This is a genomic window from Nonomuraea sp. 3N208 (assembly GCF_052245935.1).
GTDB lineage: Bacteria > Actinomycetota > Actinomycetes > Streptosporangiales > Streptosporangiaceae > Nonomuraea.
In genome coordinates this window covers 40,849-57,409 of sequence record NZ_JBQQBR010000014.1, presented here as the reverse complement: position 1 = coordinate 57,409, position 16,561 = coordinate 40,849, and the positions used below count along the sequence as shown (strand labels likewise).

Here is a 16,561-nt window from a genome sequence, read left to right as displayed (position 1 = left end):
TCACGCGAGGAGCACGAAACCCACCATGCGCCGCACCACCGACTCCGTACTCCAGCCGTCCGACGAGGTGGCCGAGGCCCTGGCCGGCGGCGCGCCCGTCGTCGCACTGGAGTCCACGATCATCTCCCACGGACTGCCGCAGCCGCGCAACCTGGAGGTGGCGCGTGAGCTGGAGGGAGTCGTCCGGGCCGCCGGGGCCGTGCCGGCCACGATCGCCGTGCTGGACGGCGTGCCCAGGATCGGCCTGACCGAGGTGGAGCTGGAGCGCATCGCGACCGAGTCCGGGCTGCGCAAGCTGGGCCAGCGGGACCTGCCCGTGGCGGCGGCGCTGAAGGCCAGCGGCGCGACCACCGTGTCGGCCACGTCGTTCCTTGCCGCCCGCGCCGGGATCCGGGTGTTCGCCACCGGCGGGCTCGGCGGTGTGCACCGGGGGTGGACCGAGGACCAGGACGAGTCCGCCGATCTCGACACGCTGGCCCGTACCCGCATCACGGTCGTGTGCGCGGGCGTGAAGTCCATCCTCGACGTGCCGGCGACGCTGCAGCGGCTGGAGACCAGGGGCGTGAGCGTGGTGGGCTACCGCACCGACACCTTCCCCGGCTTCTACCTGCACTCCTCCGGCCAGCCGATCGACTGGCGGATCGAGTCGCCCGACGAGGCGGCGGAGATCATGCGCGGCCAGGACGCGCTCGGCGGACAGGAGACGGCGCTGATCGTCGCCAATCCGGTCCCCGAGGACGTGCAGCTCGACCCCGAGCTGCACGACCGGGTGCTGGCCGAGGCGCTGGCCGCCGCCGAGCGCGAGGGAGTCAAGGGGCAGGCGATCACCCCGTTCCTGCTGGGCTACCTGGTGAACGGCACCGGCGGCGCCTCCCTGGAGGCGAACCTGGCCGCCGTACGCGGCAACACCGCCCTGGCCGCCCGCATCGCCCTAGCCTGGGCGCGACGGTGACCAGGCGATCTCATGCCGACTTCTGAGACCGCTGTGACGGACCGCGGGCTGCTGGTCATCGGCGACGTGGTCACCGATGTGGTGGCGTTGCACGGTTCGCCCGTCATGTCGGGCACCGATACGGCCGCCGACATCGTGCTGCGCCCCGGCGGCTCCGGCGCGAACACCGCCGCCTGGGCCGCCCACCTGGGCGCCGACGCCCGCCTGCTGACCAGGCTCGGCTACGACAGCAGCGACTGGCACACCGCCGAACTGGCCAAGATCGGGGTACGCCCCCACGTGACGGTGGATCCCGAGCATCCCACCGCCGTGGTGATCGCGATGGTGGACAGGAGCGGCGAGCGTTCGATGCTCACCAATCGCGGCGCGGGCGGCCTGATCTCAGAGGACGACTGGGACCCTGCCCTGCTGGACGGCGTCGCCCGCCTCCACCTGTCCGGGTACCTGCTCTTCGCCGCGCCTGGCCTGCGCCTGGCCAGGGTCGCCATGGCGGACGCGGCGGCCGCGGGCGTGCCGGTCAGCATCGATCCTGCCTCGACGGGACCGCTGCGCGACTTCGGCATCGAACGTTTCCTGTGCGAGACCGCTCCCGCCGGCCTGATCATCCCGAACCTCGACGAGGCCCTCCTGCTCACCGGCTCCTCAACCGCGGAGCGCGCCGCCGTACTGCTGAGTGAGAGATACGGCACAGCGGCCGTGAAGCTGGGCGCCGAGGGCGCGCTGGCCGCCGTGGACGGCGCGATCGTGGCAACGACCCCCGGGTTGCCCGCCGAGGTCGTAGACTCCACCGGAGCAGGTGACGCATTCGCCGCGGGGTTTCTCACAGCAAGTTTGCAGGGGGTCGGCGAACCGGGCGCTTTGGAGTCAGGTTGCCGTGCGGGTGCCGCATGTGTGGCCCAGGTGGGCGGCCGTCCACGGTACGGTTTGGACCTGAACCGTCTTTACCCAATTCACACTGATTGATAGCTTGCCGCGTAGGCTGCACCATTAGCCACATGCGTTACGGGCGCCACCACGCGGCTCACTGGGGAGGATAAGGTCCGCCGATGGAAGTCGAGTCATCGATCTGCCTGAGCGACCTAGTCCCTGCTCTGCGCTGGAGCCGACCACAGCAGGTGGCTGAGGCGCTGGGCGATCCGCGCCTGCCCGCGGGGTGGTGGTCCTCGCTCGCGCTGTCGAAGGCGCTCGGCACGGCGGGCCTCGACTGGATCTGTGAACGTCTCGCCCGGCTGGCCTCCTCTCGCTGGGATCACCTGCCGCTGGTCGACCTGCTGCCCGCGCTGACGGTCCACCGCGTCGACCCGGCGTTGCCCGGCTGGCCGGAGGCCACCCGTACGGCGATCATCGGTCTCGGCGGCTGGCAGCGGCTGCGCCGCCTGTCCCCCAGCGACCTGAGCACCCCGTCCGCGACGCCCGAAGTCGTGATCGGCTCGGTCTTCCGCGAGATACTCGGCCGCATCCCCGCCCAGCGGGAGGCCGCACAGCCGGGTCGCCCGGAGGTGACGCGCCCGCTGCCGCGCGGCGCGACCCCCGCGCAGGACGAGACCAGAAGGACGGGGCCGGATCCCCAGACCGGCTCGTTCGCCGCCCAGAGTGGTCCGTTCGCCCCCGCCCAGGGTGGTTCCCCCGCCGCGCGGCCCGAAGGCCCCGCGCGGCAACCGCAAACCGCCGGCCCTCTCGCCGCCGCCCATGGTGACGGCCCGCCACAACGCCAGAACGGCGGCCTCCCCGGCCAGCCGCCGGAGCGTCAGGCGAGCCCCTTCCCTGCCGCGGACGCCGGCTCCCAGCATCAGACGGCGCCGCCATCGGACGGCGGGCGCCAGACCGGGTCCTTTCCCGCTCAGCAGGAGCGCGGCCCACAGCGTCCAGCAGGGTCGATCCCGCCCCAGCCGGAAAGCGGCCCACAACGCCAGACAGGGTCCTTCCCGGCGCAGCCGGAGAGCGGTCCGCAACGCCAGACAGGGTCCTTCCCCGCGCAGCCGCAGGGCGGCGGCGGACCACGCCAGGGCTTCGCGGGCGAGGGCGGCCTCCCCCAGCGCCCCGGCCAGCCCGAACGCCTCCCGCAGCGCCCCGCCGGCCCTCAGTCCGGCCGCCGGGACACCGGTTCCATGCCACGCATCCCGACCTCGGGCGGGCCCGTTCCCGGCGGTCCGAGCACAGGATCCTTCCCGGCCATCCCCGGTGGTCCGAGCACCGGGTCGCTCCCAGCCATCCCCGGCGGTCCGAGCACCGGCTCGCTCCCAGCCATCCCCGGCGGTCCGAGCACCGGCTCGCTCCCAGCCATCCCCGGCGCGGACGCCTCCAAGAGCGCCCCGCGCACTCCCGCGTACTCGACGCCGGGCGCGGCGTCCTCCAGTCCCGTGCCGTCCGACACCGACCACGCCATGGTCCGAGTGGTGGACAGCCTGTTCCGCAACCTGGACAAACTCGAGCTGGCCGTGGCCGTGCACCGGCTGTTCGCCGAGGACCCGGTCAGCCTGCGCACGCTCGCGCACAAGATGCTGGTCGAGCGGGACGCCCTCTCCCAGGCCCAGCGCACCGCCGAGGAACGTGTGCTGCACTGGCTGCGCTCGTCGGAGTCCGCCCCGGTCACGGGACACATGTTCCGCCTGACCGAGTGGCTCGGCGCGGCAGCCACGGAAGACCAGCTCATCGGCGCCGACCCGGCCCACCCCGTGACAGTGCCGTCGCTGCGCACCCCGCTGTGGCGGGTGCTGGTCACGCTCATGCCGGACCGCCGCCTCCAGGACGGCTGGCTGGTGGTGGGCGACATCCACGGCCTGCAGGCCCGTACGCGGCAACTCCTCGCCTCCAGCCCGCCCGACGCCGACGTCGTCGAGCTGATGGCGGAGCTGGGCATCCGCGCCCATTCGGCCAAGGCATGGCTCGATGCCCTGCCTAGCGAGACCGCGCCCAACCCGGCCGCCTCGTCCGAGTCGCCGGCCCAGCCTCTGCCCCGCCGCACCCCGGGCGCCAACGGCCACCACCACCGGGGCGGCCAGCCCATCCCGCCCGCGACCACCGCCTCCATTGACCCGTCCGCGGCCCTGGCCACGCTGTCGGCGCTGTCGGGCGGCCGTTCCGGCATGTTGCCCGTGGCGGGCACCCCGGCCACGCCGCCCCCGCCGCTGCCGAGCCCCTCCTCGGACCCGCGCCGCTGGCAGCGCATCGAGGTCACCCCTGAGCACCTGCGCGGCGGCCCGGTGCCGGTGCCCGAGGGCTACGCCGCGCAGCTCGGCATGCGCCCCGGCACCCTGCTGTCGGTCACCGGTCCCGGCGACAACGCCATCGTCCTGGTCTGGCAAGGTCACCAGCCGGTCTTCGACTCGCTCCAGCCGGTGCTCATGCGGCTGAACGCGCGCCCGGGCGACCAGGTGTACGTCACGGTGGACGGCTACCGCCTGGAAGCCCAGCTGACCGCCTGAGCGCTCACCACGTCCATCGGGTCCGGCGGCGCACGTAACGGCGCCCGGCCCCGTGCGGGGTCAGAGGGCGTTTTCCTGGAGGCCCCCGGCCACGTGCGGCGGGTGGCGGTCCACTTGGCGAAGCCGTACATGATGGGGGTGGAACGGAAAGCCCGCGTCGGGAGAGCACCACGGACGAGGTGCCGGTACGCGACAAGAAGCCCGGCAACGAAACGCAGGCGACCGAGCACCAGCGCGATCGTGCCAGCAGGCACGAAACCGAAGAGCACGGCCGAACGCGACGACACGGCTAGGGCCCCGGCACCGAAGCGCGAAGCCGCGAACGAATCCGGCCCCACAAAGCCGGGCCGCACGAAACCGGGCCGAACGAAACCCGGCCGCACGAAACCAATGCACGAGGCCGGCGTCAAGGACGCGCGCCACCCATCGCACGAGCGGCATGGTTCGTGCCGAGGGGCGCCCGTTATGGGGCGTCGAAGAGGTGGAGCCGGTGGGCGGTGGCGGCGGCCTCGCCGCGGGTGGCGGCCCCGAGCTTGGCCAGGATGTTGGATACGTGCACGCTCACCGTCTTGACCGAGATGAACAGCGCCTCGGCGATCTCCCGGTTGCTCCGCCCGTTCGCCACCTCGCGCAGCACCTCCAGCTCCCGCGCCGTCAGCCCCAGCGGCTGCCCGTCCGCAGCCGTCTCCTCGGATCCCCCGATCCTGGCCCGCCGTCCGAAGACGTCGATCTGCTCCAGCAGCGGCGTGGCGCCGAGGTGCACGGCGAGCTCCCGGGCCCGCGTCAGCCGCGTCGCCGCCTCCTGCCGATCCCCGGCCGCCAGCGCCGCCTGCGCGGCGCCCATCGTGCTCCTGGCCTCCGCGTACGGCTGCCGCAGCGCCGCCCACGCCCCCGCCGCCAGATCCCAAGCCTTGAGCTGCCAGGCGGCCAGCTCCGCGGCGTCCTCGATCGGCGTCTCCGGCCCGGTCAACGCGCTGAACGTGAGCCGGTGTGCCTGCTGCAGATCCCCCACGGCCGGGAGCTCCTGCCCCAGCGCCCGAAGCCGCGGCATGAGCGACAGAGCGAACTGCACGAGCGCACCGGGAGCTTGCACCGCACCCACGCCCGCGCCCACGCTCGCACCGGAGCCGGCCTGGGCGGGAGGGGCGGTGGGACCCGCGACGCCCCCGGAGCGCAGCCCGGGCGGCACGACGGCCAGGAGGAGCCGGGCGAAGGTCACCAGCACCGGCCAGGCATACCGCGGGCTGATGACCAGGTCGCGCTCTTCCAGAGCGCGGGCCGCCGTGCGTACCGCCTCCTCCATCTGCCCCCGCCCCTGCAGCAGCTGCACCTCCCTGCACAGATGCGGCAACACCGTCTGATCTCGGTACGTCCCCCGAGACAATACGCTGCGCGAGGCCCCCAGCATCTGCTCCGCCCGGTCGAACTGCCCCCGTGCGAGCGCGATGTCCGTGACGAACCCCTGCAGGCTGGCCCGGTAGGGAGCCGGCGGTGTGAGGTCGAGCGCGTGCTCGATGGCCTGGAGCGCCTCGTCCCACCGTCCGAGCGACACCAGCGGCTCGGCCAGGTTGATCGCCAAGAATGTGCCCGACGTGCGGGCCAGTCCGTAGTGGGCGGCCTCCTCGACGCCGTCCCTGGCGACCTGGGCGGCCCGCTCGTGCCAGCCCGCGCCCTCCAGCGCGTCGGACTCGGAGATGGCGCAGCGCATCAGCGCGTTGTACGCGTCTCCGCCGGAGGCGATGCCTCGCGCCTCGGCGAACGCCGCCATCTGGGCCTCGATCTCGGCATAGCCGAAGCGCGCCCAGGTCAGGTTGATGAGGGCGTGCGCCCCGACGTTGGCGTCGCCCACCTCGCGAGCGATCGCCCTGGCCTGCTCGGCCGTGGCGACCTTCTCCGACCAGTCCTCCGGCCCATGGAGCATGCGCGACAGTGTCTCCAGCACCTGGCCGCGGAGCTTGCTCGGCGGGTCGGCGGGCACCAGCTCGGCGGCGCGGCGCAGATCGTCGAGGTAGCCGGGACGCCCCAGGTCGTAACGGGTCAGGCCACGCTGGCGCAGCACCACGGCGGTCCTGATCGGATCGGCCTGCTGATCCAACTCGGCCAGCGCTGCGCTGGCCAAGGCGATGGCCCGCTCGTATTCGCCGGCGAGGTGGGCCACCGTGGCGATCTGCTTGAGCACGCCGAGCCGGTCGCAGCCGATGCGCTCGGCCGCGTCGGGCACCTGGTCCCACAGCTCCAGCACCCTGGACAACATGCCGAGCTGCTCGTCGTACGCGGTGGACTTGCGGGCCGCGGCGGCCGCGTGCCACGCGCCGACCAGGGCCCAGGTGGAGTCGTGGGCGGAGTGCCAGTGGTGGGCCAGCTCGATCGCGCCGCGTGGGGCGGGCAGGATCGACAGGTCGCGCTCCAGCGCCTCGGCGTAGCGCGTGTGCAGGCGGGTGTGCTCGCCGGGCAGCAGGTCGTCGTGGAGCGCCTCGCGGATGAGCGCGTGCCTGAAGCTGTAGCCCTCGCCGTCGACGACCAGCACGTTGCCGGCCACGGCGGGCCGCAGCGCGCGGGAGAGCGCGCTCTCGTCGAGTCCGGCGACCGCGGAGAGCAGGTCATGCTCGATGCGCTGGCCGCCCGCGCTGGCCACCCGCAGCAGCTCCTGGGTCTCCTCCGGCAGCCGCTCGACGCTGGCGAGCAGCAGGTCGCGCAGCGACTCGGGCAGCGCGTCGCCGCCGCCGGCCTCGCTGAGCAACGCCTCCACGAACAGCGGGTTGCCCTCGCTGCGCGCGTAGATCAGGTCCATGTCGGCGGGGGACGGCTCCCGCTCCAGGATGCTGGCCGCCTGGGCGATCGCCTCCCTGCGGGTCAGCCTGCGCAGCTCGGCCCTGGCCACCCACTCCACCCGGCCCAGCTCGGCGAGCATAGGCCGCAGCGGGTGGGTGCGGTGCAGCTCGTCGGTGCGGTACGTGACCACGATCAGTAAGCGGCCGGCGGTGCGCTGGTAGCGGACCAAGAAGGACAGCAGGTCGCGGGTGGACCGGTCGGCCCAGTGCGCGTCCTCGACGACGAGCACGACGGCGCGCTCCTCGGCCAGCCGCTCCAGCAGCCCCAGCACCAGCTCGAACAGGCGGGCCCTGGCCTCCGGACCATCCTTGTCCGGCTCGCCGAACTCGGGCAGCAGCCGTGCCAGAGCCCGCGTCGTGCCTCCGGGCACGAGCGCCGCGACCCCGTCGCGGCCCAGCTCCCGCACGAGCCCACGCAGCACGGCGGTGAACGGCGCGAAAGGCAGGCCCTCCGTGCCCAGCTCAAGGCAGCCGCCGACGAGCACCATGGCGTCGTCGGCCCGGTCGACGAACTCGCCGACCAGCCGCGTCTTGCCGACCCCGGCCTCGCCGCCGACCAGCACGGTGGACGGCACCCCGGCACGTGCTCTGGCGAGCGCGTCTCCGAGCACGGCGAGCTCGCGGGCACGCCCGACGAACAGGGGGCTCACGGCGTGGATACTCACGTAGGCAAGGATGCCATCCGTCTCCGACAGAAGCGCCGGCCCGCCATCCCTTGAGACGGCCGCACTCCGGTGGTGGGCCCCTTCGGAAGGAGGGCGGAGAAGCGCCGGCCTGCACTCCCTCCGTCGGGCAGAGGGCGGCGGGGTGCGGGAATCGGCGGCGCCGGTGCCGGGAGATCTCCAGCGGCCGAGCTGCGGCGAAAGCGGCATGCGCGGAAGACCGGGGCTAGCGCAGCACCTTGCGGGAGAAGAAGACCGGGGCTAGCACCTTGCGGGAGAAGAAGACCGGGGCTAGCGCAGCACCTTGCGGAAGAACGTGGCCGAGGCCTCGTATCCGAGCGCGTGGTAGAACTCCGGCGCCCGCCGCGTCGCCATGGCCACGTATCCCGCCTCGCGCGAGCGGGCCCACCGCTCGAACTCCTCCAGCAGCGCCCGCCCGACTCCCTGCCGGCGCGACCCCGACTGGACCATGGCCTCCTCGACCCAGGCGACGGGTCCGTTCGCGAACAACGTCAAATGCACGAACCCCAGCAGGTAGCCGTGGACTTGCCCGTTCACGACGGCCGTGAGCAGCAGGGCGTCGTGGTTCGCCAGCAGCTCGGGCAGGGCGGCGTCGAAGGCCTCGCGCTCGGGCCGGAACGTCAGCCCGAAGTCGCGCACCAACGCGAACACCTCGTCCGCGTCCGACTTCTCCGCCCTCCTGATGAGAAGATCGTCAGCCGTCATGAGCAATGACACTAGATGGTCCTGCATCGCCTGCGCAAATACCCCCTACAGGTCGCCCAGGCCGAGTTGGCGGGCGATGAGCATGCGCTGGACCTCGCTCGTGCCCTCCCCGATCTCCAGGATCTTGGCGTCGCGGTAGAAGCGGCCGACGGGGAACTCGTTCATGAACCCGTACCCGCCGAACACCTGCGTGGCCTCGCGGGAGTTGTCCATGGCCGCGTTGGAGGCGACGAGCTTGGCGATCGCCGCCTCCTTCTTGAACGGCAGCCCGGCCAGCATGCGCTCGGCCGCGTGGTAGTAGGCCAGGCGGGCGGTGTGGGCCCGCGCCTCCATGTCGGCGATCTTGAACTGGATGGCCTGGTAGTGGCCGATCGCATGGCCGAACGCCTTCCTGTCCCTGACGTACTTCAGGCACTCGTCCACGCAGCCCTGGGCCAGGCCCACGCTGAGCGCGGCGATCGCGATGCGGCCCTCGTCCAGGATCTGGAGGAACTGGGCGTAGCCGCGGCCGCGTTCGCCGAGGAGGTTGCCGGCGGGCACGCGGCAGTCAGCGAAGGACAGCTCGCGGGTGTCGGAGGCGTTCCAGCCGACCTTGGAGTATTTCTTGGAGACGGTGAAGCCGGGGGTGCCGCTGGGGACGAGGATCGTGGAGATCTCCCGATCGCCGGTGAGCGCGGCCACGCCGACGACGGCGGTGATGTCGGTGCCGGAGTTCGTGATGAATGCCTTCGTCCCGTTGATCACCCACTCCGAGCCGTCGAGCACGGCCGTCGTCCGCATCCCGCCCGGCACGTCCGTGCCGCCGCCCGGCTCGGTCAGTCCGAACGCGCCCAGCTCGGTCCCGGCGGTGAGCCTGGGCAGCCAGTGCGCGCGCTGCTCCTCGGTGCCGAACCGGTAGATCGGCATCGCGCCCAGCGATACCGCCGCCTCCAGGGTGATCGACACGCTGGAGTCGACGCGGGCCAGCTCCTCCAGCGCCAGGCACAGGGCGAAGTAGTCGCCGCCCATCCCGCCGTATTCCTCGGGGAACGGCAGGCCGAACAGGCCCATCGCGCCCATCTGCCGCACGATGTCGTACGGGAACTCCTCGCGCTCGTAGTAGTCGCCGATCACCGGCGCCACCACGTCGCGGGCGAACGCCTCGACCGTTTTGCGCAGCTCTTCGTACTCGTCCTTGAGCATTTCAGCCTTTCGACAGCGCCTGCACGACGCGGGATGGGCTGGGCCGGCCGAGCAGCTCCGCCAGCCAGGTGCTGGTGGCCACGAGCTTGCCCAGGTCGAGCCCGGTCTCGATGCCGAGCCCGCGCAGCATCCAGACGAGGTCTTCGGTGGCGAGGTTGCCGGTGGCGGACTCGGCGTAGGGGCAGCCGCCGATGCCGCCCGTGGAGGCGTCCACGGTGGTCACTCCCGCCCGCAGCGCCGCCAGCGTGTTGCCGAGCGCCTGGCCGTAGGTGTCGTGGAAGTGCACGGCGAGCCGGTCCGGCCGGCGGAACGCCTTGATCAGCGCGGTCACGTGCCCGGGCGTGCCGACGCCGATGGTGTCGCCGAGCGACAGCTCGTAGCACCCGAGCCCGAGCAGCCGCTCGCCGACCGTGACCACCTGCGAGATCGGCGTCGGCCCCTCCCAGGGGTCGCCGAAGCACATCGACACGTATGCCCGCACCTTGATCCCGTTGTCCACCGCCCTGGCCACGACCGGCTCGAACATGTCGAACTGGCTCTCCAGGCTCCGGTTGAGGTTCTTGGCCGCGAACGTCTCGGTGGCGCTGGCGAAGATCGCGATCTCGTCCACGCCCAGGTCGAGGGCCCGGTCGAGGCCGCGCAGGTTCGGCACAAGCACCGGGTAGCGCACGCCCGTCCTGCGGTGCAGCCTGGTGAGCAGCTCGTCGGCGTCGGCCAGCTGCGGCACCCACTTCGGGTGCACGAAGCTGGTCGCCTCGATCACCTTGTGCCCCGCGTCCGCGAGCCGGTCGATGAACTCGGCCTTGACCTCGACGGGCACGACCGCGGACTCGTTCTGCAGCCCGTCGCGCGGGCCGACCTCGTAGATCGTGACCTGGTGCGGAAGGCCTTCCATGGGGTACGGCATCACGCCTCCTCCCCCTCGCTGGTGACCACGGCCAGGACGGCGTCCATGTCGACCGGCCGGCCGGCTTCGGCGGGCAGTTCGGAGAGCACGCCGTCGCACGGGGCGGTGACCGTGTGCTCCATCTTCATGGCCTCCACGATGACCAGCGGCTGGCCCTTGCTCACCCGCTCGCCGACCTGCGCCTTGACGACCAGGACGGTGCCCGGCATGGGGCTCCTGACCACGCCGTCACCGGCCGCGGCCGCGCCTGGGCGGTCTCCGGGGTCGCCGATGAGATGACGCGTGAAAGCCCACGCTCGGCCGTCCTTGCCGAGCCAGAGCGTGTCGGCGTCGCGGACATGAAGGTAGTGCTCGGTACGGCCGCCGACGGTGACCACCAGTCCGGCCCCGCCCTTCCGGACCCGCGCGGCGACTTTCTGACCGTTTATCAGGACTTCGGCGGACTCTTCGGGCAGGCCGCGCACCTGGACCGCATGCACGCCATCCCGAGACTCCAGCCGCCAGGTCGTCCACGCACGCTCGCCGACCCGCCAGCCGTCGGTTACCTCCCACGGGTCGTCGCCCCGCGGGAGGGCGTGGAAGACCAGCCCTGCGGCGGCGAGCACCTCATCCTGCACGTCCACACCGGGGATCAGGCCGGGCAGCACGCGCTCGACCAGGCCGGTGTCCAGCTCACCCGCCACGACGGCCGGATGGGCGGCCAGGGCGCGCAGGAACGGGACGTTGGTGACCACGCCGAGTACGGCCGTGCCGGCGAGGGCCCGGTCGAGCGCCCTGAGCGCCGCCTCCCTGTCCGGCGCCCAGGCCACGACCTTGGACAACATCGGGTCGAACTCGCTGCCCACGACCCCGCCCTGGACCAGCCCCGAGTCCACCCGGACATCGGACGTGGCGGCACCGCCGGGCTCACGCAGGAGCAGGACGCGGCCGCCCGTGGGGAGGAAGCCGCGGGCCGGGTCCTCGGCGTACACACGGGCCTCGACCGCGTGCCCGTCGAGCCGGACGTCCTCCTGCCCGAACGGCAGCCGCTCCCCCGCCGCCGCCCGCAGCTGCAGCTCCACCAGGTCCACACCGGTCACCAGCTCCGTGACGGGGTGCTCGACCTGCAGGCGCGTGTTCATCTCCATGAAGTGGTAGGCCCCGGTGGCGCCGTCCACGATGAACTCGACCGTGCCGGCGCCCACGTACCCGACCGCCCTCGCGGCCTCCACCGCCGCCGCCCCCATCCGGGCGCGCATCGGCGGCGTCACGAAGGGCGACGGCGCCTCTTCGATGATCTTCTGGTGCCTGCGCTGCAGGCTGCACTCGCGCTCGCCGAGGTGCACGACGTTCCCATGGGCGTCGGCCAGGATCTGGATCTCGATGTGGCGGGGGCGGTCGACGTACCGCTCGATCAGCAGGGTGCCGTCCCCGAAGGCCGCCCGTGCCGTACGGCGTGCCGACTCCAGCGCCTCGGGCAGCTCGGCGGCCGACCGCACCAGCACCATGCCCTTGCCGCCGCCCCCGGCGGACGGCTTGATGAGCGCGGGGAAGTCCCGCCAGGCCTCCAGCGCCTCGTCCGGCTCGGCCGCGCCCGGCACCACCGGCACCCCGGCGGCCGACACGGTGGCCTTGGCGCGGATCTTGTCGCCCATCGCCTCGATGGCCTCGGCCGGCGGGCCGACGAAGACCAGCCCGGCCGCGGCGCAGCGCCGCGCGAACTCGGCGTTCTCCGCGAGAAACCCGTATCCGGGATGGACGGCTTGCGCCCCCGAATCCCGAGCCGCCCCAACAATCGCCTCAATATCGAGATATTTCGTCACCTGGAGGGCTACGTCGGCTTCGAGCACGTGCTTGGCGCCCGCGTCGGACGCCGTGTGCACGGCCACCGACGTGATGCCGAGCCCGCGCAACGTGCGGACGATCCGTACGGCGATCTCGCCCCTGTTGGCGATCAGAACACGCTCGAACAACATGGTCACTCCGTCACATCCGAAAGACGCCGTAGCCCGCGGGCTCGAGCGGGGCATTGGCCGCCGCGGAGAGCGCCAGGCCGAGGACGGTGCGGGTGTCGAGCGGGTCGATCACGCCGTCGTCCCAGAGCCTGGCCGTGGAGTAGTACGGGTTCCCCTGGTGCTCGTACTGGGCCCTGATCGCATCGGCGTCGGCGTTGCCGACGGTGGTGAGGACGTTCGCGGCCTGCTCGCCGCCCATGACCGAGATGCGGGCGTTCGGCCACATCCACAGGAACCTGGGCGAGTACGCCCGCCCGGCCATCGCGTAGTTCCCTGCCCCGAACGATCCGCCGATCACGACCGTGAACTTGGGCACCCGCGCGCAGGACACGGCGGTGACCATCTTGGCGCCGTGCTTGGCGATGCCGCCCGCCTCGTACGCCTTGCCGACCATGAACCCGCTGATGTTCTGTAGGAAGACGAGGGGGATGCGCCGCTGGTCGCACAGCTCGATGAAGTGCGCGCCCTTCATGGCGGATTCGCTGAACAGGATGCCGTTGTTCGCCACGATCCCCACCGGATGGCCGTGAACATGGGCGAACCCGGTCACGAGCGTCGATCCGTACTCCGCCTTGAACTCCAGGAACCGCGACCCGTCCGCGATCCTGGCGATCAGCTCGTGCACGTCGTACGGCTGCCGCGTGTCGCCGGGCACGATCCCGTACAGGTCGCGCGGGTCCTGCCGGGGCGGCTCCGGCGCGATCGTGTCCCACGGCCGGGCGGCGCGCGGGGCGAGTGTGGAGACGATGTCGCGGACGATGGCGAGGGCGTGCGCGTCGTCCTCGGCCAGGTGGTCGGTGACGCCGCTGACCCGGGAGTGCAGGTCGCCGCCGCCGAGCTCCTCGGCCGTGACCTCCTCGCCGGTGGCCGCCTTCACCAGCGGCGGGCCGCCCAGGAAGATCGTGCCCTGGCCGCGCACGATGACGGCTTCGTCGCTCATCGCGGGCACGTACGCGCCGCCCGCCGTGCAGGAGCCGAGCACCGCGGCGATCTGCGGGATGCCGCGGGCGGACATCGTGGCCTGGTTGTAGAAGATGCGGCCGAAGTGCTCGCGGTCCGGGAACACCTCGTCCTGCTTGGGCAGGAACGCTCCACCGGAGTCCACGAGGTACACGCACGGCAGGCGGTTGTGCAGGGCCACCTCCTGCGCGCGCAGGTGCTTCTTGACGGTGATCGGGTAGTACGTGCCGCCCTTGACGGTGGCGTCGTTGGCGACGATCACGCATTCGCGACCGGAGACCCGGCCGACCCCGGTGATGATCCCGGCGGCGGGCGCCTGGTCGTCGTAGAGGCCGTTCGCGGCCAGCGGCGACAGCTCCAGGAAACGGGAGCCCGGGTCGAGCAGGCCGTCGACGCGGTCGCGCGGCAGCAGCTTGCCGCGCTCGACATGCCGCCGCCTCGACCGCTCGGGGCCGCCGAGCGCGGCGACGGCGAGGCGTTCGAGCAGCTCGGCGGCGAGCCGCTCGTTGAGCTCGGCGTTGCGTTTGAACGCCTCACTCCCCGGGTCGGCGACCGACTTCAGCACCGGCCAGTCGCTGCTCATGCGTCCCCCCTCATGGCACGGATGTTAGTCATCATTAACGTAGCCGTCTAGTATGTGAGACGTGACCACGGCTCCCACCACCTCTACCCGCAATCGGCGCAACAGGCGCGCGGAGATCCTGGAGGCGGCCGCCCGGCTGTTCGCGGCACGCGGCTTCCACGGCGTCTCGATCGAGGACATCGGCGGCGCGGTGGGCGTCTCTGGTCCCGCCCTCTACCGGCACTTCAGCGGCAAGGACGCGTTGCTCGCCGAGATGCTCCTGGACGTCAGCTCGCGGCTGCGCGAGTCGGCCGTCGCGGTCGCCACCTCCGCCCCGGACCCGCGGCAGGCCCTCGACGCGTTGCTCAACGTGCAGATCACGTTCTCGATCGAGCAGCCGGCGCTGATCACGGTGCACGACAGGGAGCTGGGCAACGTGCCCGAGCCGCAGCGGCGGCAGATCAGGCGGCTGCAGCGGCTGTATGTCGAGGAGTGGGTGACCGTGCTGGCCGAGCTGCACCCCGCGTGCCCGGCGGCCCGCCTGCGCGCCACCACGCACGCCGTCTTCGGCCTGCTCAACTCGACCCCGCACAGCGCGGGCGAGCTGCCAGGACGGGACATGCGGCCGCTGTTGCACGCGATGGCGAAGGCGGCGATCGCCTCCGCTGTTAGCGAACGCTAACCTATCTGCTTCTTCCATAAAGGCCTTGTTGGCCCAACTATCTAGATATATCGTCACGGTATCTCGATAGTTGGAGGACGTCATGCGAGATCCAGATTTCTGGGACGCCCCGCCGCCCCCTGTCCCTCCCACTCCCCCGTTCCCGCCGGGCCCGCCGCCCGGCCCGGAGAGGTTACGGCGAGCGGCGTTCGGGCCTGACCACCCGTTCGCACCGCCTGCGCCGGAGTTCGGCACGATGATCCACTGGGAGGCGCCCGCGCCGCGCGTACGCCGCGGCGACGTCCGGGCGGCCCTGCTGGCCCTGCTCCTGGAGGGACCGCAGAATGGCTACCAGATGATCCAGGACATCGAGCAACGGAGCCGCGGCGTGTGGCGCCCCAGCCCCGGCTCGGTCTACCCGGCGCTCCAGCAGCTTGAGGACGAAGGACTGGTGACGGCCAACGAGTCGGGCGGCAGCCGCACGTACCAGCTGACGGAGCGGGGCCGCGAGCAGGCCGCCCGGCACGCCGAGGAGGCGCCGTGGGAGGAGGTCGCGAGGTCGGTTCCGGCCGACCGCCACGAGCTGCGCCTGCTGTGGGCCCAGCTCAACGAGGCCTTCGCCCACCTGGTGCGCACGGCCGGGGACCGGCAGGTGGAGGAGGCCAAACAGTTGATCAAGAAGACCCGCAAAGCCGTTTTCCACATCCTGGCGGAGGACTGATGAGCGACCATCCGGCCGTCGCCGTACGGGGCCTGCGGAAGACGTACGGGAAGGTCGAGGCCGTCAAAGGCGTCGACTTCGACGTGCGTCCCGGCGAGGTGTTCGGCTTCCTCGGCCCCAACGGCGCCGGCAAGACCACTACCATCAGCATGCTCTGCACCCTGGTCAACCCCACCGGCGGCAGCGCCACCGTGGCCGGGCACGACGTGGTGCGCGAGCGCGACGAGGTACGCAGGAACATCGGCCTCGTCTTCCAGGACCCCACCCTCGACGGCTACCTGAGCGCCGAGCAGAACCTGCGTTTCCACGCCGAGCTGTACGGCGTGCCGAAGAACGTCGTCGGCGACCGGATCCGCCAGGTGATGGAGATGGTCGCGCTGTGGGACCGCAAGGACGCCAAGGTCATGACATTCTCCGGCGGCATGAAGCGCCGGCTGGAGATCGCCCGCGGCCTGCTGCACTCCCCCCGGGTGTTGTTCCTCGACGAGCCGACCGTCGGCCTCGACCCGCAGACCCGCTCGGCCATCTGGGGGTACATCAACCAGCTGCGGCTTACCGAGGACATCACCATCTTCATGACCACGCACTACATGGACGAGGCCGAGTACTGCGACAGGATCGCCATCATCGACCACGGCGAGATCGTGGTCATCGAATCGCCCGAGGCGCTGAAGGCAAGCGTCGGCAAGGACCGTGTGCAGATCCACACCGACGATGACAACAAGGCCATCGAGGCGTTGCGGGAGCGGTTCGGGCTGGAGGCGGCCGTGCACGAGGGGGCGGTGACGTTCGCGGTAGCGTCGGGCGAGGAGTTCGTGCCCCGGCTGTTCGCGGAGCTCGGCATGCCGATCAAGGCGGTGAGCGTGGCGCGGCCGTCCCTGGACGACGTGTTCATGTCGTACACCGGCTCCACGATCCGCGACGCCGAGGCGGGCGACGGCAACATGGCCTTCATGCGAGCGATGGCGAGGCGATGAC

12 protein-coding genes are annotated in these 16,561 nt (G+C 71.9%); 6 read left to right on the top strand and 6 right to left on the bottom strand.

Annotated features, from left to right (window positions below):
* Window positions 1-25: 25 nt before the first annotated feature.
* From ACTWPT_RS22085 to ACTWPT_RS22075, 3 genes are all read left to right on the top strand, one after another.
* A complete protein-coding gene (locus ACTWPT_RS22085) occupies window positions 26-952 on the top strand; it encodes a pseudouridine-5'-phosphate glycosidase (RefSeq protein ID WP_443179325.1) in 927 nt (308 codons plus the stop codon).
* Between the two features lie 12 nt (window positions 953-964).
* On the top strand, window positions 965-1,915 hold the full coding sequence (locus ACTWPT_RS22080) for a carbohydrate kinase family protein (RefSeq protein WP_443179324.1): 951 nt from the start codon (window positions 965-967) through the stop codon (window positions 1,913-1,915).
* 83 nt (window positions 1,916-1,998) lie between these two features.
* Complete coding sequence (locus ACTWPT_RS22075) at window positions 1,999-4,377, top strand: hypothetical protein (RefSeq protein ID WP_443179323.1); 2,379 nt, start codon at window positions 1,999-2,001, stop codon at window positions 4,375-4,377.
* Between the two features lie 463 nt (window positions 4,378-4,840).
* Here the strand turns inward: ACTWPT_RS22075 and ACTWPT_RS22070 are convergent, their stop codons facing one another.
* The 6 genes from ACTWPT_RS22070 to ACTWPT_RS22045 form a co-directional block, all read right to left on the bottom strand.
* Window positions 4,841-7,873 (bottom strand): helix-turn-helix transcriptional regulator, encoded by a 3,033-nt coding sequence (locus tag ACTWPT_RS22070; RefSeq protein WP_443179322.1) that lies wholly within the window; start codon window positions 7,871-7,873, stop codon window positions 4,841-4,843.
* A 288-nt stretch (window positions 7,874-8,161) separates the two neighbouring features.
* Window positions 8,162-8,596, bottom strand: a complete 435-nt coding sequence (locus ACTWPT_RS22065) for a GNAT family N-acetyltransferase (protein WP_443179321.1) — start codon at window positions 8,594-8,596, stop codon at window positions 8,162-8,164.
* Between the two features lie 45 nt (window positions 8,597-8,641).
* Complete coding sequence (locus ACTWPT_RS22060; protein ID WP_443179320.1) at window positions 8,642-9,778, bottom strand: acyl-CoA dehydrogenase family protein; 1,137 nt, start codon at window positions 9,776-9,778, stop codon at window positions 8,642-8,644.
* A gap of 1 nt (window position 9,779) precedes the next feature.
* Window positions 9,780-10,685, bottom strand: coding sequence for a hydroxymethylglutaryl-CoA lyase (locus ACTWPT_RS22055; protein ID WP_443179319.1), 906 nt, complete (start codon window positions 10,683-10,685; stop codon window positions 9,780-9,782).
* Window positions 10,685-12,640, bottom strand: coding sequence for an acetyl/propionyl/methylcrotonyl-CoA carboxylase subunit alpha (locus tag ACTWPT_RS22050; RefSeq protein WP_443179318.1), 1,956 nt, complete (start codon window positions 12,638-12,640; stop codon window positions 10,685-10,687). The genes ACTWPT_RS22055 and ACTWPT_RS22050 overlap by 1 nt, the downstream gene beginning before the upstream one ends.
* Window positions 12,641-12,650: 10 nt before the next feature.
* Window positions 12,651-14,222: a carboxyl transferase domain-containing protein gene (locus tag ACTWPT_RS22045; protein WP_443179317.1), complete on the bottom strand. Its 1,572-nt coding sequence runs from the start codon at window positions 14,220-14,222 to the stop codon at window positions 12,651-12,653.
* Between the two features lie 61 nt (window positions 14,223-14,283).
* Between ACTWPT_RS22045 and ACTWPT_RS22040 the strand changes: the two genes are divergently transcribed.
* The 3 genes from ACTWPT_RS22040 to ACTWPT_RS22030 all read left to right on the top strand — a co-directional run bounded on the left by ACTWPT_RS22040 (window position 14,284) and on the right by ACTWPT_RS22030 (window position 16,560).
* On the top strand, window positions 14,284-14,883 hold the full coding sequence (locus tag ACTWPT_RS22040; protein ID WP_443179316.1) for an SACE_7040 family transcriptional regulator: 600 nt from the start codon (window positions 14,284-14,286) through the stop codon (window positions 14,881-14,883).
* Window positions 14,884-14,965: 82 nt separating this feature from the next.
* A complete protein-coding gene (locus ACTWPT_RS22035) occupies window positions 14,966-15,583 on the top strand; it encodes a PadR family transcriptional regulator (protein WP_443179315.1) in 618 nt (205 codons plus the stop codon).
* On the top strand, window positions 15,583-16,560 hold the full coding sequence (locus ACTWPT_RS22030) for an ATP-binding cassette domain-containing protein (protein ID WP_443179314.1): 978 nt from the start codon (window positions 15,583-15,585) through the stop codon (window positions 16,558-16,560). Before ACTWPT_RS22035 ends, ACTWPT_RS22030 begins: the two co-directional genes overlap by 1 nt.
* The last annotated feature ends 1 nt before the right edge of the window (window position 16,561 follow it).